Consider the following 19599-nt stretch of genomic DNA (forward strand, 5'->3'; position numbering starts at 1 on the left):
TAATTGAGAGGTAAGGGGTTGTTGGGATATTTAATAATTATATGCCTTGTAGTTAATATATATTCCGGCATTGCTTTTGCAATTGAAGAAAAGCCGGTTTATAATCCGGCTACTGTTGAAAAAATAATGGCCAGTGCCAGTGTTTCAGAACTTAAGGCAAAATCTTATATTTTAATGGATGCCTCTACAGGGCAGGTCTTGCTTGAGAACAACAGTAATGAAAGACTTCCCATTGCCAGTGTAACCAAAATTATGTCGATGCTTTTGGTTATGGAAGCCATTGATTCGGGAAAGATAAGTTTACAAGATACAGTTACAGCTTCCGAGTATGCTTCGGGAATGGGAGGGTCGCAGGCATATATTGAACCTGGTGAGCAGTATTCGGTACATGATGCGTTAAAAGCTGTTGCACTGCATTCGTCCAATGATGTTACGGTATCTTTGGCAGAGCTTGTAGCCGGAAGTGAAGAGGCTTTTGTAGTGCTGATGAATGAAAAGGCTGCAGAACTCGGCATGAAAAACACCCAGTTTCGGGACTGTACCGGGCTGACGGATGTGGATCACTACAGCAGTGCCTATGATATAGCTTTGATGTCAAGGGAACTCATAACAAAACATCCTAAAATATTGGAATATACATCCATTTATATGGACTCCTTTAGAAACGGTGAGTTTCAGTTGGTAAATACCAATAAGCTTGTAAGGTTTTATAGCAATTGCGACGGGTTAAAGACAGGGTTTACAAGAGCTGCAGGATTTTGTCTGGCGGCTACAGCATCTCGTAATAATATGAGATTGATCTCGGTAGTATTGGGTGAACCGGATTCAAACACAAGGTTTGCAGAAACCAGAAAACTTCTCGATTATGGATTTGCCAATTATGAATCGGTTGAGATTAATAAAAAAGGCGATCTGATATCAGATATCAGTGTTAAAAAGGGAAAAGTTTCAAAAGCAGGTGCAGTTATAGGAAACGATGTAAAGGTTCTGCTTCCAAGAGGACAGAAGACAAAGATAGTTCGTCAGGTGAGTTTGAATGAAGAGATAACAGCTCCCGTGAAAGCTGAGCAAAAAGTGGGAGAAATCATATATAAAATTGATGATAATGAGATTTGCCGGGTTGATATTGTGGCTGACAGGGATGTGGAAAAAATTAATATCGGTCATATCTTTGTAAGAATGCTTAGAAGTTGGTTTACTTTGGGTAAAGCATAATTTCTTTCGATTCGTAACTATTTTAAAATATGAACTCTTATTAACTAAAAGAGATGGAGAAGTATCAGTTATAGCTTGGGGTGGGTTGTTTTTAATCCACCCTATTTATGTCACTTTATTGGTATCGGGAAGCGAATTGCAATACTGCAATATAAATTAGTTTTTATTTGTGTTATATGGTAGAAATTCTAAAATTATGATAGACTAGAAATCAGTTATGGTTTTCATAAAATATTAAGCTTTTTGCAAAATTTGGCGATATTCGGTATATTGAAAGAATTAACAAAATATGATACTTTAAATAAATAACTGCAAAATGTGAGGTCGTTATGAGCCAGGTTGGAAACCATCTAAAACCTATGAATATTGGAGATGTTCTTGATTATTCTGTGGAAGCCTTTAAACAGAATTTCAAAGGTATTGTCCTGTTATCTCTTATTCTTTATATTCCTTGGACTGTATTATATTCAATAATAGTAAACGTTTTGGTGGATAATAATCTAGCTGACGTTTTCAACATATACAGAGATTTATTTAACGGAGTGTTTTCTCCTGAAATGGCTGACAGATATTTAACCGATGCACCGCTCATAAACAGTACCATGGCATCATTATTGAGCATGCTTCAAATGGTGTATTCAATAACTTTCAAACTTGTATTGAATGCAGCGGTAATAAAAATGATATATGGTTATGCAATAAGCGGTGAAGTTAAAGTCAATTCATTGACCGATGTTAAGACTCTTATAAAAGAGAGTTTTAAGTTTATGCCCAAAATGATGGGAAATGCCGTTATATTTGTACTGATTCTGGCAACAGCATATATAGTTTCCATTAGTGTTGCCGTATTATTTGTTATAGCACCGGTTATGATGGTTTCAACTTTGTATTTGCCGCCGGTTTTACTTGCTGTAACCATTGTTTTTCTGATAATTTTCGTTGTGCTGGGAGTATTGTTTGCCATGGGTTTTTTTGCTGTAAAACTGATATTTGGAGCCCATATAATTGTTATAGAGGATAAATCGGTATCGGAAAGTATTCGAAGAAGTTTTAACCTTACTAAAGGTAAGTTTTGGCATATAGCCTTTTCGGGTATATTTGCATTAATGCTGTATTATCTGTTTAATTCCTTGCTTATTGGTGCTACAATGATTGTAGCAGTAGTAAACAATACTTTATATATTATTGTCAATGCTTTTTCACAGATGTGTTCTGCAATAGCAGAGCCTTTTATACTGGTATTTATAACTATTCTGTTTATAAACATGAAGATTCAAAAAGAAGGACTGGACCTGGAAATAAAAATGAGAAAGCTGATTGAAAATGAAAAAGCGAGATATGGAGAATCGGTTAATGGGTAGATTGGTTAAAAGTAAGGCAATAAAAAAAATATTTTTTGTTATACTGGCTATTATCGGTATAGCTAATTTGTTTACCGATAAGGTAAAAGCCTATAGTCCTGAAAATGAAGAGGAAATTAGAAAAAAACTTTCAAAGATTTTGAATTCCGGAGAGTTCAGTGAAAAAACTGAGGCCAAAAGTTTGCTTGAAGTATTGCATGATAAATTTATTGAGTTTTTAAAGAATATTTGGGAAAAACTGAATATGACCGATAAACTCCAAAAAGTTTTTAGCGGTTCAAAGGTATCTAAGGAAGTCTTAATTTTACTTCAGATTATTGCTATTGCGATTATACTGGCAATTATTGTGTTAGTCATATATTTTGTTGTAAAAAGGTTTACATACTCACGAAAGGTAAGGCAGGAGGAAGATGCACTTCTTCTGAATGTATTGAAGGATGCCGATGAAGTATACAGAAAGGCTTTTGATTATTACAATAAGGGAGATTATACCCAGGGGTTAAGGTTCTTGTATATATCCCTTTTAATCCGTTTGAATGATCTGAATATTATCAGAATAAACAAAGCAAAAACAAACAAGCAATATTTGGTTGAGATAAAGGATAATAAGCCTGAGATTCACGGTGTTATGGCTGAATTTACCCACGTGTTTAACAGATATTGGTACGGTGGAAAAAAAGCCGACAAATCAATATTTGTTAAATGGAATGATGAATACGGCAGTTTATTTAATTCTTGCAAATAAGGTTTGCACCGCAGAGGAGGAAACAACAGCTGATGAAACGGTATAGGAAAATTATTATATATGCTGCTGTAATATTGATAATAGCTGCTGCCGGTTTAATTGTTTATGACTTTAAGGATGAAATACAGCAAAGTATTGAATACTCCTGCTACAATGCGGAGGGTGATGGGACAAGAGCTTTATATCTTTTGTCAAAGGAAATGGGATATGATGTAAGAATATATACGAGACCGTCAAGGTTTTTACCTGATAACGCTACAGTGGTTGCCATCGAACCTGTATCGGAAATATTGGAAAACAGTTTGGAAAAGAAATATCTTAAAGCCTGGCTTGAAAGAGGAAATGCCCTTGTGTTGATTTCCTATGACATTGAGGAATATATTGAGGAACTTGGTGCAACAGGACCGACTTATTTCGGAAAATATGACCAGGGGTATAAATACAGTGTCGGTAAAGGAAGTATTATTTATTTTGCCGATAGCGAGAAATATACTAATTCGGGAGTAAAAAACCTGGATTATGGAGTGCAGTTTATAGAAGCTCTTGAAGAAGCTTCCAACAAAAAAGTTTTGTTTAATGAATATTTTCATGGCATAGGAAAGAATGGTATAAAACTTTGGGATATAATAGGTTTTGCCGGAAGGCTTGTGATTATCCAATTGGCTATGTGTTTATTGATATATATATTTAATGTATCACGAAGGTTCGGAAAGCCTGTGGTTGTGTTTGAGACCATCAAGAGAGAGGAAAATGAGAATCTCTTTGCCCTTTCAAATATTTATTTTAAGGCAAAGGCAAGCAATATGGTTTTGGAAGTTTACTTGGAAAACGTAAAGCAGGAGCTTGCTAAATTTTTAGGATTTGGAAGGGATGACTGGAGTGATACCGATATTGTCAGAGCAGCAAAAGAAAACAATATATTAAAGAATTTAAATGTGGAAGAAGTCTTTTCAGAGTGTGAGAATTATATAAGGAGTGGAAAAAACAATAGCAAGGTATTGATAGGCATATATAAGAGTCTTGAATCAATCAGAAAGGGGATTAAGTAATGGTGGAAATAAATTCGTATAAAGAAAATGATGTTGCCGGATGTGAGTTTACCAAAGAAAAGGCAAAAGCCATTATAGAAGAAATATCCAAAATTGTGGTGGGTCAGTATCAATTTATTGAACATATGGTAGTTGCTCTTTTGTCGGGAGGTCATGTATTGATAGAAGGAGTTCCCGGACTGGCTAAAACTTTAGCTTCAAAGGTAATGTCAAGGGCAATTGACGCCGATTTCAAAAGAGTCCAGTTTACTCCGGATTTGATGCCGGCTGATATAATAGGTACAAAAGTTTTTGATCCGAAAAAGACTGAGTTTTTCTTGAAGAAGGGGCCTCTTTTTACCGATATATTTTTAGCCGATGAGATTAACAGGACACCTCCCAAAACCCAGGCAGCACTTTTGGAAGCTATGGAGGAAAGAGCTATATCTATTGACGGTGAGACGCATAAATTGAGCGATATGTTTATGGTATTGGCTACGCAAAATCCTGTTGAATATGAGGGAACCTATCCATTGCCGGAAGCACAGCTGGACAGGTTTTTGATGAAGCTGCTGGTAGACTATATGCCTCACAAATTTGAAAATATGCTCCTGCAGAAATATAACTCCGGTTTTAACAGTAAGGAGATAGAAAATCAAAATATCAATGTGGTATGCACTTTTGAAGATATAAAAAGGTGCCGGGAAGAAATTCAGGGAGTACAGGTTAATGAGGGTATAATCAATTATATAACATCCATAGTAAGAGCTACAAGAAATTCTCCCACTCTTGCGCTGGGAGCCAGCCCGAGGGCATCTATTGCGCTGCTTCTTACTGCAAAAACCTATGCAGCTATGGATGGAAGAAACTATGTTATACCGGAGGATGTTAAAGAACTGGCGCTGCCTGTATTGCGCCATCGTATAATAATTAAGCCGGAAGCGGGAATTGACGGCTTAAGCAATGATGATGCAATAAAAAATATCCTTGCAAAAGTTGAGGTTCCCAGGTAAGGGAAAATTGAAAAGGAGTTAAAAAGATGCTGTTCAGTAAACGTTTTTTAGCACTTCTTGCATCAGGAATAGTGCCGGTTATTATAGCGTCATTTATAGGTCTTGAATTATATGCTTTTTTGATCTATAACATAATAATATTTTCGCTTTTTATAGTTGATTTCAGAATTACTCCCGACACAAATCTTTTGTGTGTCGAAAGAGTGTGTCAGGAAAAACTTTCCATGGGGACAGAGAATGAAATTGGTATAAACATCAGAAATAACAGTGGATATGCCCTTGATATTGAAGCCATTGATGAAGTCCCTGAGTATATGAAAACAAGAAACAGCATTGTAACAATCCGTGTAGCACCGCACTATGAGGCTGTTGGAAATTACTATGTAGTACCGGAAAAAAGAGGCGAGTTTAAATTCGGCAAAATCCATGTAAGGTATAAAGGTGTAATGGGGCTGTGTATGAAGAAGGGGTTCTTTGACGTTGAGAACACCTATAAGGTATACCCGAACTTAAAGGATTTAAGCAAGTATGGACTGGCAGCCATTAAGAAAAGCCAGCTTATTCAGGGGATAAAGAAGAATAAAAGCTTTGGAATAGGAACTGAGTTTGAAAGTCTCAGGGAATATATCGAAGGAGACGATTATAGAAATATAAACTGGATGGCTACAGCAAGGGCCAACAAATTTATTGTGAATACCTATGAACATGAAAGAAACCAGCAGATTATGATAATGCTTGATTCCAGCAGAGTTATGAATTCTGAGATAAACCATATAAAAAAGCTGGATTATTCCATTAATGCAGCATTCCTTTTAGCTGATGTGGCTTTAAAAAAAGGTGATAATGCTGGTGTCATGGTATTTGACAATACGGTAAAAAGGTTTATAAAACCCGGTAAAGGAATGGGACAGTTTCAGTTGATTGCTGAAAACCTCTATAATGTTCAGGAGAATTTTGTTACTGCTGACTATGTGGCAGCTCTGACTTACTTAAACCGGAATCAAAAGCGCAGATGCCTGTTATGTATTTTTACCGAGTTATTTAACGCCGATGAGGCTTTTCAACTGGCATCGGCTTTAAAAGGTCTTGCAAGACAGCATATACCGCTTATTATAACCATAAAGGATATGCGGCTTTATGATTATGCTGAAGGTAATGTAGAAGACACAAAAGGTATATATACTCAAGTAGCGGCCATGAAATTAATCAGTGAAAGGGAAAAAATCAAGAAGATATTTAACGATTCTTCCATTGCTGTTGTGGATGTTCCACCAGATAAACTTTCTATCGAAGTTGTAAACAAGTATTTGAGCATGAAGTCAATGATGCAGATTTAGGGTTTGGCTGACTTTGATTGATTTTCTGAACGCAAAGGAAATCAGCTTGATTTGAGATTAGTCCATGCCATTAAATTTGGGAATATTTGGTAATGATAGATAGACAACCAGCAGTAACAAGGTTATTGCTGCAAAGATAACTTTTGCTGCTTCGGAAAAGAGAGAAGAAGGGGTAAAAAAACCTTCTATTATGCCGGCAACAATAAATATAGGTATAGTGCCTAAAACCAGTTTTATTGCTTCCTTACCTCTTATTATAAAAGAATCTTTGCGGGAATATTTACCCGGATTTATGATGGAATAACCTATAATTATTCCTGCACCGCCGCATACAAATATAGCGAAAAGCTCTAATATACCATGAGGAAGGATAAGGGACCAGAATAGAAGACTTCCGCCTTTATGAAGATATAAAGCAGCCAAAGCACCAAGCGGATAACCATTAATATATACAACATAAACCGTACCGATGGTAAGGGTTATTCCTAAGGCAAAGGCTAATATGCCGACTCTTATGTTATTGGTAAAAATAAAGGGGGACAAAACTGCTCCATTACGGTCGGCAACATATTCACTTGAATTTCTTTCAAGGACGCTTTCAACCATTTCCTGGGGGATAAAAGCACCGGCGTTATCGGTTGAAATAAGAGTAAAGATAAAACTGATAGCAGTTGCCAGAAGAAAGATCAGGGAGGATAGTAATATAGGTTTCCAATTCTTCTTTACCAGCTTTGGAAAACCGGAAATAAGAAAAACTAATGCTTTTTTTAGACTAAAGCTCTTACTGGTATATATATAACTGTGTGCTGAAGCAACAAGCCTGTTAAGATAGTTTGTTGTATTTGTATTTCCAAAGTTGGTTCTGGCATAGGACAAGTGACTGCTAATTAAATTGTAGGAATAAAAAAACTATCCAACTCGTCTTTGTTAAATTTATAAAGACTTTTGGAATTAAGTTTTTCAAGGGTTGATTCGAAGTCTTTCCAGATTTCAATATTTTGACTGATAAATTTATCTTCCTTCATACTTTGCACCTTTTGCTTTAAAATTTAGAATAATATTTGTTTTCGTTTACAGCATATAATTAAAAATATTTTATAAAACTTATTTTATCAGAAAAGTTTATCTGTTACAATTGAATTGTTAAAGAACATAAATTACCTAGGAAAGTATATGATGATTCGATAATAAAGTTTTATCAAAACTTGTATCAATATTTCAATATATTAAATTTTTTAAGAGGTGTTCAATAAAAGATGAAAAAAGTACTGAATATCCTTACTCCGGAAAACGTATTTATTGAATATGAATTGGCAGGAATAGGGTCTAGATTTGCAGCTTTTATTGTTGATTTGCTTATACAGCTGTTTGTTTTTACGGTAGCATTATTGGGGTTGTATTTTGCCGGATTTGATTATGAAGCTTTGATACGTGAATTGGGATTTCAGGTTTTGGCTTTTGCAATAACAATCCTGATTCTTTTTCATTTATTGTATTTTCCTTTTTTTGAAATGGTTATGAAGGGACAGTCTCCGGGCAAAAAGCTTTTTTCCATCAGGGTAATAAGACAGACAGGAGAACCGGTAGGTATATTTGACAGTATATTGAGGAATTTTCTTAGAGTTGTGTATATATTTCCTTTTCTATATCTTCTGGATGCTTTTTTGGTCATGCTGACAAAGAATTATAAAAGGGTAGGAGATTTTGCAGCAAATACTGTAGTGGTTAAAGTGAGAAAAAACGATCAGATTGTTAAAGTTGAGGATTTGTTGAAACAAACTGAAAACGGTGACGATTATATTGAAAGTTCCAATATATATCCGGTAACTCATTTTGAGTATGAAGTTTTAAAGGAATTTTTAGCCAGAAAGAATAGTGTAGGGGAAAGACGTTATGTTTTCGCATATAATTTCAATAAATACTTTTCAAGAAAGTTTAATGTACAGGACAAATATAGTAATCCCTATGAGTTTTTTGAAGAGATTATCCGAAGGAATTCGGGTCTTTATTGAAAAAGTTAATGAAAATTATTGGGTAATAGGCATTAGATATTTATCTATTAGCACAATTTTGAATCTTTATTATCGATTTTATTATATTGCCACTAATAAAAAATTATGGTAACATTTTATTATGGGATATATTTAAGATTTCGTGGCTGATGACGTTAAAAAACTTAAGTCTTGTTATTGGTATTGACCGTAATATTGTTTTATTAAAATATTTATCAAATCGACATATCTTTTTTGTAATATATCTATTTGCAAATTTGCCACTCATTCGAAGTTTAAGAACCCGTAGAATCTTGTAGACATAATTTACTTCTTCACAATCCTATTTTCCGCTGCAAATTAGAATGCTTTGCTGATAGGGCTGACGCATGGTTTATATTTTTTGCGCAAAATATATTATTTTAAAATAATATAATCAACTTTCGCACGTGAATAATGTGCACTGAACATTGAAAAATCAATAGATTTGGGCAATAAAAAAGTACAAGAACCCCCTTCTATGTGATATAATAGAAGTACCCAAACCCTATTAAATCGACAATTTGGAGGTTCTTGAACATGTCTATTGTATCACAGAAGGTTAAGGAAGAAAATAGATTTTCTTTGACAGTTGATAACTTTTTCAAAATGTTTTCTGTTTAAATTGCAATATTAAATGCAACACCTATAGTAGAAATCATTTTTTGTTTAGGTGGTAAATCCACAATATTATCCTTAAGCCCTTCTTGGTTATTTATTTGAGCGAATGCAGAGGGATGTCAAGGGTTGCCGTCAGGCAAGACGAAGTCTTTACCCTTGACTCCCCTCAAATGAGCTCTATAATTCACATGAAAGAAGGGCTTAAGCTGTTTTTGATGTATCATCATTAACTATTTTAAACAGCTCTTCATTAAAGCATTCTTCAGGCGTTTTATAATCTAATATCTTGCGTGGAAGATTATTTAACCAGTCTTGTATACGTTTTATTGTTGTCGCTGTAAAATCTCTTATTGCTTTCCCTTTAGGTATAAAACGCCGTATAAGACCATTATGACGTTCATTAGTACCTCTTTCCCATGAGGAATAAGGATGTGCATAGTATACTTCTATCCCTAATGGTTGTAATATTTCTGTCAATCTACTAAATTCTGAACCATTGTCTGCTGTAATAGTACGAAATATGTTACAAAACTGTTCTCCATAGAAATTCTTTAGTTCCAAAAGTGCCTTGTTAACAGCATTACTATCTCTTGCTTCTAAAAGAAACAGCAGTTCATAGCGTGTCTTTCGTTCTGTTAATGTTAAAATAACTGTATCGCTAGATTTTCTCCCTATGATTGTATCAATTTCCCAATGTCCAAAAGTCTGCCGTAGTTGCACATCTTCTGGCCTTTGATCGATGCTTTTTCCCAGAATACGTTTATTCTGACGGTCTCTTCTTACTTTTGGTTTTATTCGAAGTTTAAGGTTTAAATCAATATTTCGTACTTTCAGCAGCCCTTGGTCTATATAATTATATAAGGTTTTAGTACATACAATAGTAGAATGCATCCACTTAGAATTCACTATACATGAGCCAACTACGGCATCTGGTGACCATTTTTCATATAGTATTTTTTCTTCTGCAAATTTTATGAAATCTTCAACTCTAGCTAATTTACACTTTGCACCGCAATTCAAACGATTTTTTTCATAAGCTATCTGCCCACTTTCAGCAAAATACTTTCTATACGTCGTTAAATCATGCCTCATTTGAATCGTTGTACCTCTTTTAATCTCACGACTGATCGTACTTGGTGAACGACCTAGCATTTTAGCAATATAGCGTTGTGATTTCCCTTCCTTAATGAAAGCTTCAATTTGTCCACGTTCATAAACATTTAGGTGTTTAAATTTACGTTTAGTTGTGTTATTATTAGTTTTGATAACCATAGTTGAGAACCTCCTGTATGTTTGGATTGGACACCTAAATCATACATGATTTCTCACTATGGTTGTTAATTTTTTTACTACATTTTACCTGTTGCATTTAATTTTACAATTAACCAACCGCAATAATACTGATTTACGCACTATTGGTACTTTGTTCTACTATTGCTGCGATGAACTTGAGGACATTAAATTCCATGAGGCACTGCAGCTTATAATAGAGGCTTTAAAAACTACTTTACAGGAAAAACTGCTTTTGACAAAGGAAACAGTCAACGAGTTTCTCAACTACTTTGTCACTTGTTTGCCTGTTCATATCAAGGCAAAGCTATCAGTTGTTTCCTGCGAAAGTTGATTAATATATTTATTTCTGTTCAACACATTTATTAGAAAGAGGGGATGCTGTAATGAAGCAAAACTTGGAGAAGAAGGGGGAATGGAAAAAATGAAACATAAACTTATGGGAAAATTTTCGATTTTAATGAGTCTTACACTTTTGTTATCACTGTTGCCGTTAAATGTGCAGGCAAAAACCGTTACCTCTAATGAGACCGGTACTCATGGGGGCTATAACTATGAATACTGGAAAGACAGCGGCAACGGAACAATGGTTCTCAAGGATGGCGGAGCTTTCAGCTGCGAATGGAATAATATTAACAATATTTTATTCCGCAAGGGTCTTAAATTTGATGAGACAAAGACCCACCAGCAAATTGGCTATATGACACTGACTTATTCGTGTGATTATCAACCTAACGGTAATTCATATCTGGCTGTCTATGGATGGACAAGTGACCCTCTTGTAGAATATTACGTTATCGAGAGCTGGGGAACCTGGAAGCCGCCAGGAAATGTGCAATCAAAAGGTACTATTACCGTTGACGGTGGAGTATACGACATATTTGAAACAACCAGATACAATCAGCCTTCCATAAAAGGTAATGCAACATTCCAGCAATATTGGAGTGTTCGCCAGCAGAAACGTACAAGCGGAACAGTATCTGTTACTGAACACTTTAAAGCTTGGGAAGCTAAAGGAATGAAGATGGGAAAATTCTATGAAATTTCCCTTGTTGTAGAAGGATATCAAAGCAGCGGTAAAGCCGATGTAACCATGATGTCAATTAATATTGGCGGAAATTCAGCAAATCCTACCGGTACCACTGTTGTGCCAACTCCTGCATCGGGTTCCGGGAAAAGTGCTTTTTCAACTATAGAAGCCGAAGACTTTGACAATGCTTACGGTTCAAGCATAAGATCCATTGGTATGGGTGTAGGTTACATAGAAAACGGTAACTACCTGGTATATAACAATATCAATTTTGGTGACGGAGCAAGTGCTTTTAGTGCCAAAGTTGCTAACGGTAATACTACTGCAACAACTATTCAATTAAGATTAGGCAGCCCGAGCGGTACTCTGATAGGTTCTTTAAGTGTGCCCTCAACCGGTGGCTGGAACAATTATGAAGAATTATCCACTACCGTAAGCGGAGCATCCGGAACAAAAGACCTGTACCTCTGCTTTAACGGACCTGTAAATATTGATTGTTTCTCCTTTGCGAAAGGAAATTCCAATACAAATCCTATAAATCCGGGCTACATATTGCTTGGTGACGTTGACCAGAACGGTACTATAAATTCTTTGGATTATGCCAAATACAAAATGTATTTGCTTGGAATGATAAGTTCTCTTCCTGAGGAAGGGGATATAAACAGAGACGGCGACATGAACTCAATTGACTATGCAATGCTGAAACAGCATCTTTTGGGTATAATTAATTTGGAAGAGCTTTCAGGACCTAAAACAACACCTACACCGGTTGTGATTGTTACACCGACTCCTACAAAAACGCCATCTGAAGGTACATTCCACTGCTTCTTGCTGCTTGGTCAGTCGAATATGGCAGGATGGGCCAGGGCTCAAGATTCTGACAAGATACCTAATCCGCGCATACTTGCACTGGGCTATGACAATAATCAGTGGGGTGTAGCTGTACCGCCGTTGCATGAAGCATTTCAAGGCGCTATAGGTCCTGGTGACTGGTTTGCTAAAACAATAATTGAAAGACTTCCTGAAAATGATACTATAGGATTGATACCGTGTGCTATAAGCGGTGAAAAGATCGAAACCTTCATGAAAAATGGAGGATCAAAATATAATTGGATTGTCAGCCGTGCAAGAATGGCACAGCAAAGAGGAGGAGTTATTGAAGGTATCCTCTTCCACCAGGGTGAGTCCAACAACGGTCAGCAAGATTGGCCTAATAAAGTAAGTACACTGATTTCAGACCTCAAAAAAGACTTAGGGCTTGGAGATATTCCTGTTCTGGTGGGAGAATTGCTCTATACCGGTAGCTGTGCAGGGCATAATACTTTGGTAAACAGACTGCCGTCAATGATTCCGAATTGTTATGTTATTTCTGCACAAGGTTTATCCGGTGACCCGGCAGATTTCTGGGGACTCCATTTCAATCATGATTCTACTGTTGAATTCGGTAAGAGATATGCGAAAAAAATGATTGAAGTACTTGGATGGTAAGCTTGTCTTAGGTTTGGGCTGTTACACAAAAATAGGTGTAACAGCCTTTTTCGATACATATTTTTAGAAAAGCATTCATTTTAAAACTTAATATTTGTTTTATGGCGTTGTGTATTGATATTTAGAAAGGGTAATATTAATTGAAAACTGTTTTTCAGTCAATGCAATGATCAAACGGAAGTTAACAGTAGAATAAATATTGTTATGCAAGATTTCATATTGACTCTTGCATAGATAAATGTTACCATAAAAGAGACTAAAGCATTAAAAATAAGAATTTTCTAATAGGTAAATTTAAAAAGCTGTTTGATTTTTATGGGGCAAAAACTATTAAATCGAATTTTTTTGCAATAACAGTTGCAAAGATTTTTTTAAAAACCTGAATCAAATTTTTGATGGGTGGTATATAAGATTTATATATTTTTGAATTGGAAGGTGAAATAATGTTTGTATCAAAAGCACTAAGTATTAACGGTAAAAATCATCTTGAGATTGGCGGATGCGATTGTGTCGAACTTGTAAATAATTTCGGCACTCCTTTATATGTTTTGGATGAAAACCTTATCAGGGAAAACTGCAGATTATATAAAAATGCTATGGACAAGTACTATGATGGGAACGGTATAGTTCTTTATGCCAGCAAAGCTCTTTCTACAATGGCAATATGTAAAATAGTTGATCAGGAAGGACTTGGCTTAGACGTTGTTTCGGGAGGAGAGCTATATACGGCACTGAAAGCCGGTGTCCCGATGGACAAAATTTATTTCCACGGAAATAATAAGACCTATGAAGAACTGGAATTTGCCATTTCAAAGGATATTAGACGAATTGTTGTTGACAATAGGGAAGAGCTGGGAAGAATTAATGAAATAGCTGGAAAACAGGGGAAAGTTGTTAATATTTCCTTCAGAATAAAGCCTGGAATTGATGCCCATACCCATGATTTTGTCCAGACAGGGCAAATTGATTCAAAATTTGGTGTGGCTTTGGAGAATGGAGAAGCCTATGAAATAATTTCTGAAGCCTCAAAAATGAGCAATGTTAAGGTTGTGGGAGTACATTGCCATATAGGTTCCCAGATATTTGATCTTGAGCCCTTTAAACTTGCAGCAAAAGTAATGCTGGAGTTTATAGCGAAGGTAAAAAACGAGATAAATATAGAAATTGAAGAGTTAAATCTGGGTGGTGGATTTGGTATTAAGTATACTATGGATGACGACCCGATAGAATATGACCATTATATTGAATCGGTATCAAACGTTGTAAAAAGTATATGTAAGGAAAAAGGCCTAAAACTTCCTTTTATTGTTATGGAACCGGGAAGATCAATAGTAGCACCTGCCGGAATTACTCTATACAAGGTTGGAGCAGTAAAAAATATAAAGAATGTCAGAACCTATGTTTCTGTTGATGGTGGTATGACCGATAACCCCAGATATGCGCTTTATCAGTCGAAATATGAAGCTGTCATTGCAAACAGAGCAGATGCACCAAGGGTACAGACTGTGACCATTGCAGGGAAATGCTGCGAGTCGGGAGACCTTTTGGCAAAGGATATCAAAATGCCTGAGATACAAGCGGGTGACATATTGGCAATGCTTGCAACCGGTGCATACAACTACTCAATGTCCAGCAACTACAACCGTATTCCGAGACCTCCCGTTGTGCTTGTGAAAGACGGCAAGGCGAGGGTAATAGTAAAAAGAGAAGATTATGACGATATTATAAGAAATGATGTTATCCCCGAGGACCTATAGATTTTTGTATAAACAGAGTAAAATGAGGTAGTAATAAATAAAACAGAATAAATATTTGAGAGCAAAATATAAAAAAGATATACTTCCCATAAAAAAAGAGGGGGGAGAGCACTTAAATTTTTTAAAATTTAAGTGCTCTTTTTGTCATACATCTAAAATAATTGATGTATTATAAAATAAAACCATTTAGGGGGAAAAAATGAAGCTTAAAAAATTACTTGCTTTGTTAACAGTGTATGCAATTGTAATAATATCTGTTCCATTTTTCTTTAATGATATGTGGTTAAAAGATTTTCCTGAGCTCAAGACCTATGAAGGGGAACTTAAATTTTCAGGGGAAAGGGCGTATAAGGATATTGAATATATGGGGCTCAATTTTCCTCAAAGGGAAATTGGAACTGAAAATGCCGAAAGTTCAGCTAACTGGATACTTCATGAGTTCAAGCAGCTCGGACTTGAGGCGTACAAAGAGGAATTTGTCTGCAGGTCATCGGAAAAACTTTTAAGAGCGTTAATAGGAAAAAACAACTATGATAAAAAAGATTACAAGAAACTGCCTCTAAACGAGTTTTTTACCGAGTTAAAAGGCATAAATGTTATTGGTATAAGTAAAGGAAAAAGTAAGGATACAATTATCATAGGAGCCCACAGAGATACCCTGGGTACTTTGGAAGGAGCTCAGGATAATGCTTCCGGTACTGCTTCAATGCTGGAACTTGCAAGAGTATTGACAAAAGAAGATCATTACTATACTTATATGTTTATATCCTTTGATGGGGAAGAAATAGGGCTTAAAGGTTCAGAAGCTTTTGCACGCAAGCACTCACTGAAAAATGTAAAATTGGCAATGATTCTTGACTGTGTGGGTTATAAAAATGCCGATACGGTAGGACTTTATCAATTTGCAAGTGCCAAAGGGGCTTCTCCGCTTTGGACTACGGTTTTAGCAAATAATGTAATCAAAGACAGAAACGGAAAACCCTACTACATTGACGAGGAAGGCGGTTTAAGAGGGATTAGTATCGGAGTCTTTCCTCCTTTGATGAAAAAAATGATGTCATTGAAAGTGAGCGGATGGGTTAATACCGATTCGGGACCTTTTGTTGACAGAAACATACCTTCAGTCGGCTTTATTGCAGCAAATTCAATAAAAAAAATAGATCCTGAAAATGTTTATCATACTCCCGGCGATACAATATCAATGGTAAGAAAGGATACCTTGGAGTTTATAGGGAAACTTAGCGAAAAGTATATAAAAAGTGTTGAACTCAATGACTTTTCATGGGAACTTGAAAGCAGCTGGTATTTGGTAAAAGGGAATAAATATCTGGACTTTAGAATTATATTGGGATTCGGATTGCTAGTACTAATTGGCGTGGCAATGATATGGTTTGTTTCTTCTTTTGAAACTTTGAAAAAACGTAATGAAATTTTGGCTTTTGTAAGAAAAGAGCTGGTGTGGATTATACCCATTGTCCTGTTGTCCGTGTTTTTCGGATTTATGTGGCAAATAGTGAAGTTTGATTTTGCTGCTGACATAAATATAACTTTCCTGATAAAATTATGGTTGGGGGTAAGTTTTCTGGTTCTTTTAGCCATTATAACAATTAGGTTTATTATACTAAAGGATAAAAGGGAAAGTTATCACCAAATAACGGAATTTCAAAGGACATTGCTAAACAGTCTGTATTTTCTTATATTTTTAGCTGCTACTATATATTTTAACGTTTTTATTGCTATAATACTTGTAGGTATACCTGTATTTGTGATGGGCAGAGTGGGTTATTGCAATATGGCAGCGAGAATTGGTTGGGGAATTGCTTTACTGATTTGGTCTGTAATTGAAACTATTTTGCTATTCAGCTGTGTTTCAGCTTACATATATGACTTTTTGGCAATAGAAGTATCGGTTTTAATGTTTATATATAGCCTCTTAATGAATTTTACCTTTGTGTATGTAATAAGTACGCCCTTTATGCCCAAAAAGGCAAAGAATTTTAAGATGTATAAAGAATTAAACACAATTTAGTTTACGCTTGGAGTGAATTTAATGGAAATTATTATAGGACATAACAATATTGATTTTGACTGTGCAGCATCTATGCTGGCGGCAAAAAAAATCTATCCCGATGCAAGGCTAGTGCTTCCTGAGAATGTGGGAAGGGATATTCGGGAGTTTATAAACATGTATGAAGACGTGTTCAACTTTATTGAAGAGAACGAAGTCTGCGGGGAAGACTTGACAAGGATAATAATTGTTGATACCCACTCTTCCTCCAGGATAGGCAAGTTTAAAGACTACGTCCAAAAGCCGGAAATTGAAGTTATTATATATGATCACCATCTTGTATGCGATAATGAAATTATCTCGCCTATTATGAGACTTGAGGAAGTTGGTGCTAATACCACAATAATGGTGGAGGAACTGAAAAGGAGAGGTATTGATATTTCTCCTGTAGAAGCTACAATCCTGGCACTGGGAATATATGTTGATACCAATTCATTGATTTTCTCCGGTACTACAGCAAGGGATGCCTATGCCCTTGCTTATCTTCTTGAAAAAGAAGCAAACCTTTCGGTTATTGAGGGCTTGACACTAAATCGTTTGACTATCGGACAACAGGAACTGTCACAGCTGATGAATAAAAATATCTTTGTTGAATCTATATCGGGATATGAAGTGGGTTTTGCATTGGTGAAGGTGGACAAGTATGTGGATGATGCTGCGTATCTTACCCGAAAGATATTGGAGGAAAGGGATCTGGACGCGCTGTTTTCAATACTGAGAATGGGTAAAAAGACATATATAATAGGAAGAAGCATGACTGAGGATATTGACTTGAGTGTAATTATGAAATTAATTGGAGGTGGAGGGCACAAAGGTGCCGCATCTGCCAAATCCGATGAAACTGACCTTGATAAATTATACAATCAAATAAAATCATTGCTTAAGGAAAACATAAGACCTGCCTTGAAGGTCAAAGATATAATGAGTTCACCGGTCAAAACTGTTTCAGAGGATACCACTATAGATGAAGTTTATGATATTATGTTAAAGTTTGGACACTCGGGAATGCCGGTTATAACCGGTAATAAAATAACAGGAATTATTTCCAGAAGAGATGTCGACAAGGCAAAAGCCCATGGGTACGGAAATGCTCCGGTTAAAGCCTATATGTCCAAAAAGGTCATAACCGTTGACTTGGAGGAATCGGTTAAAGAAGTCCGGGAACTGTTTGCAGAGCACGGAATTGGAAGACTTCCGGTTTTAAAAGACAACGAGATGGTGGGAATAGTAACCAGGACTGATATAATTAGAGCTTTATACGGAGGAAAGTATAAGCGTAAAAATAAAACGGAAGGCAGCAGGAGTGAAATTGGAAAGGAATATACCAGCGAAAACCTTTCTTACAAACTTAATGAACTGCCCCAAAAGGTATTAAATGTTCTTAAATCGGCGGGAAAAATGGCAGATGATGAAGGTTACAGTGCCTATGTTGTCGGGGGATTTGTAAGGGATTTGATACTGGGAGTTGAAAATCTTGATATAGATATTGTTATTGAGGGGGATGCGGTTGCTTTTGCCCAAAAGTTTGCCTCTCAAATCAATGCGAAAATTACTGTACATGAAAAGTTTCAAACTGCTTATGTTTATATTGACGAGGATTTGCAAATTGATTTTGTAACTGCTCGTAAGGAATATTACGAATTCCCGGGGTCTCTTCCCATTATAGAAACCGGAACTATAAAGGATGACCTTTTCAGAAGGGACTTTACCATTAATTGCATAGCCATGAAACTAAACGGCGATGAGTTCGGAAAAGTTGTTGACTTTTATGGCGGCAGACGAGATCTCTATGATGGGGTAATAAGAATTCTGTACAATTTAAGTTTTATTGAAGACCCCACAAGAATAATCAGAGCAGTGAGATTTGAACAGCGATATGGTTTTTTGATGGATGAGAAAACTGAAGAATTTGCAATAAAGGCTGTAAAGTCCGATGTTTTGGATAAGTTGAGCATAGAAAGGATTAATACCGAATTCTTTTACATGCTTAAGGAAAAGAATGCGGCTAAAATGCTTCAAAGACTTAAGGAATTGGGACTGCTGAAGAAGGCTTATCCGGAAATGGAATTGTCCGACCAATTAATAAATCTTATGGAAAAATCCGATAATCAATGGGAGGATTTTTATATCGGCTTGATAAATAAGAAAAATATTGATAAAATCCTTATATATCTTTTGGTGCTGCATTCAAATATGAGTGTGGACAAGGTTCATGCCTCAGCGGACAGAATGAGGCTAAAAAAGGAATATAAGGATGAAATATTAAGGTTTATAGAAGTAAAGGATTTGAATCTGCCGGCATTAGTAGCAGAAGGCAATCTTTCAAATTATGATGTTTACAGTATGTTTACCGGGCTGTCACTGGAAAGTTTGTATGTGATAAGTATTATGTTTGATGACAGGGTAAGAGATGCAGTTCTTGTATATATCAATAATTTGAGTCAGATAAAGACTGAAATAACAGGAAAGGATATAATGGAATTGGGTATAGCTCCCGGTCCTGAAATAAAAAGAATTCTCCAGGCGGTGCTTAAGGAGAAAATCAACGGTAAAATATTTACCTATGATGATGAAATAAATTTTGTAAAAAATCTTTTAGAACAGGAGAACTGAGAT

General features: G+C 35.9%; 14 protein-coding genes and 1 pseudogene. 12 read left to right on the forward strand and 3 right to left on the reverse strand.

Features of this window, described 5'->3' with window-relative positions; translation table 11 throughout:
- Positions 1-3: 3 nt before the first annotated feature.
- From CLOCL_RS07210 to CLOCL_RS07235, 6 genes are all read left to right on the forward strand, one after another.
- The gene (locus CLOCL_RS07210; protein WP_245532855.1) at positions 4-1215 is read left to right on the forward strand and encodes a D-alanyl-D-alanine carboxypeptidase family protein; all 1212 of its coding nucleotides are present in this window, start codon (positions 4-6) and stop codon (positions 1213-1215) included.
- 329 nt (positions 1216-1544) lie between these two features.
- Entirely contained in the window at positions 1545-2576 is a 1032-nt protein-coding gene (locus CLOCL_RS07215) for a glycerophosphoryl diester phosphodiesterase membrane domain-containing protein (RefSeq protein ID WP_014254733.1), read from the forward strand.
- The gene (locus tag CLOCL_RS07220) at positions 2569-3321 is read left to right on the forward strand and encodes a hypothetical protein (RefSeq protein WP_014254734.1); all 753 of its coding nucleotides are present in this window, start codon (positions 2569-2571) and stop codon (positions 3319-3321) included. Before CLOCL_RS07215 ends, CLOCL_RS07220 begins: the two co-directional genes overlap by 8 nt.
- A 32-nt stretch (positions 3322-3353) precedes the next feature.
- Positions 3354-4370: a DUF4350 domain-containing protein gene (locus CLOCL_RS07225; RefSeq protein ID WP_014254735.1), complete on the forward strand. Its 1017-nt coding sequence runs from the start codon at positions 3354-3356 to the stop codon at positions 4368-4370.
- A complete protein-coding gene (locus tag CLOCL_RS07230) occupies positions 4370-5362 on the forward strand; it encodes an AAA family ATPase (protein WP_014254736.1) in 993 nt (330 codons plus the stop codon). The genes CLOCL_RS07225 and CLOCL_RS07230 overlap by 1 nt, the downstream gene beginning before the upstream one ends.
- Positions 5363-5388: 26 nt before the next feature.
- Positions 5389-6699 carry a DUF58 domain-containing protein gene (locus CLOCL_RS07235; protein ID WP_014254737.1) on the forward strand — a complete coding sequence of 437 codons (1311 nt, stop codon included), beginning with the start codon at positions 5389-5391 and terminating at the stop codon, positions 6697-6699.
- Between the two features lie 57 nt (positions 6700-6756).
- Here the strand turns inward: CLOCL_RS07235 and CLOCL_RS07240 are convergent, their stop codons facing one another.
- Both CLOCL_RS07240 and CLOCL_RS22450 read right to left on the reverse strand, forming a co-directional pair.
- On the reverse strand, positions 6757-7575 hold the full coding sequence (locus CLOCL_RS07240) for a stage II sporulation protein M (RefSeq protein ID WP_052306580.1): 819 nt from the start codon (positions 7573-7575) through the stop codon (positions 6757-6759).
- 11 nt (positions 7576-7586) lie between these two features.
- Entirely contained in the window at positions 7587-7724 is a 138-nt protein-coding gene (locus tag CLOCL_RS22450; RefSeq protein ID WP_169313379.1) for a hypothetical protein, read from the reverse strand.
- Between the two features lie 231 nt (positions 7725-7955).
- Between CLOCL_RS22450 and CLOCL_RS07245 the strand changes: the two genes are divergently transcribed.
- The gene (locus CLOCL_RS07245) at positions 7956-8711 is read left to right on the forward strand and encodes an RDD family protein (protein WP_014254738.1); all 756 of its coding nucleotides are present in this window, start codon (positions 7956-7958) and stop codon (positions 8709-8711) included.
- 840 nt (positions 8712-9551) lie between these two features.
- Here CLOCL_RS07245 and CLOCL_RS07250 read toward each other — a convergent pair.
- A complete protein-coding gene (locus tag CLOCL_RS07250; protein ID WP_014253901.1) occupies positions 9552-10622 on the reverse strand; it encodes an IS30 family transposase in 1071 nt (356 codons plus the stop codon).
- A gap of 109 nt (positions 10623-10731) precedes the next feature.
- Between CLOCL_RS07250 and CLOCL_RS07255 the strand changes: the two are divergent.
- The 5 genes and pseudogenes from CLOCL_RS07255 to CLOCL_RS07275 all read left to right on the forward strand — a co-directional run.
- A pseudogene (locus CLOCL_RS07255) lies at positions 10732-10974 on the forward strand (IS4 family transposase); the annotation flags it as partial.
- Between the two features lie 126 nt (positions 10975-11100).
- A complete protein-coding gene (locus tag CLOCL_RS21490) occupies positions 11101-13158 on the forward strand; it encodes a glycoside hydrolase family 11 protein (protein WP_420805127.1) in 2058 nt (685 codons plus the stop codon).
- A gap of 443 nt (positions 13159-13601) precedes the next feature.
- Positions 13602-14915: a diaminopimelate decarboxylase gene (gene lysA / locus CLOCL_RS07265; RefSeq protein WP_014254740.1), complete on the forward strand. Its 1314-nt coding sequence runs from the start codon at positions 13602-13604 to the stop codon at positions 14913-14915.
- Between the two features lie 199 nt (positions 14916-15114).
- Positions 15115-16944, forward strand: a complete 1830-nt coding sequence (locus tag CLOCL_RS07270) for a M28 family metallopeptidase (protein WP_014254741.1) — start codon at positions 15115-15117, stop codon at positions 16942-16944.
- A gap of 21 nt (positions 16945-16965) precedes the next feature.
- Positions 16966-19596, forward strand: a complete 2631-nt coding sequence (locus CLOCL_RS07275) for a CBS domain-containing protein (RefSeq protein ID WP_014254742.1) — start codon at positions 16966-16968, stop codon at positions 19594-19596.
- Positions 19597-19599 lie beyond the last annotated feature (3 nt).

Source organism: Acetivibrio clariflavus DSM 19732 (assembly GCF_000237085.1).
GTDB classification, from domain to species: Bacteria; Bacillota; Clostridia; order Acetivibrionales; family Acetivibrionaceae; genus Acetivibrio; species Acetivibrio clariflavus.

Coding starts and splice junctions, on each gene's coding strand:
- CLOCL_RS07245 (WP_014254738.1), top strand. CDS start 7,956: ATGAAAAAAGTACTGAATATCCTTACTCCGGAAAACGTATTTATTGAA.
- CLOCL_RS07215 (WP_014254733.1), top strand. CDS start 1,545: ATGAGCCAGGTTGGAAACCATCTAAAACCTATGAATATTGGAGATGTT.
- CLOCL_RS07275 (WP_014254742.1), top strand. CDS start 16,966: ATGGAAATTATTATAGGACATAACAATATTGATTTTGACTGTGCAGCA.
- CLOCL_RS07220 (WP_014254734.1), top strand. CDS start 2,569: ATGGGTAGATTGGTTAAAAGTAAGGCAATAAAAAAAATATTTTTTGTT.
- CLOCL_RS22450 (WP_169313379.1), bottom strand. CDS start 7,724: ATGAAGGAAGATAAATTTATCAGTCAAAATATTGAAATCTGGAAAGAC.
- lysA (WP_014254740.1), top strand. CDS start 13,602: ATGTTTGTATCAAAAGCACTAAGTATTAACGGTAAAAATCATCTTGAG.
- CLOCL_RS07235 (WP_014254737.1), top strand. CDS start 5,389: ATGCTGTTCAGTAAACGTTTTTTAGCACTTCTTGCATCAGGAATAGTG.
- CLOCL_RS07225 (WP_014254735.1), top strand. CDS start 3,354: ATGAAACGGTATAGGAAAATTATTATATATGCTGCTGTAATATTGATA.
- CLOCL_RS07270 (WP_014254741.1), top strand. CDS start 15,115: ATGAAGCTTAAAAAATTACTTGCTTTGTTAACAGTGTATGCAATTGTA.
- CLOCL_RS21490 (WP_420805127.1), top strand. CDS start 11,101: ATGAGTCTTACACTTTTGTTATCACTGTTGCCGTTAAATGTGCAGGCA.
- CLOCL_RS07230 (WP_014254736.1), top strand. CDS start 4,370: ATGGTGGAAATAAATTCGTATAAAGAAAATGATGTTGCCGGATGTGAG.
- CLOCL_RS07250 (WP_014253901.1), bottom strand. CDS start 10,622: ATGGTTATCAAAACTAATAATAACACAACTAAACGTAAATTTAAACAC.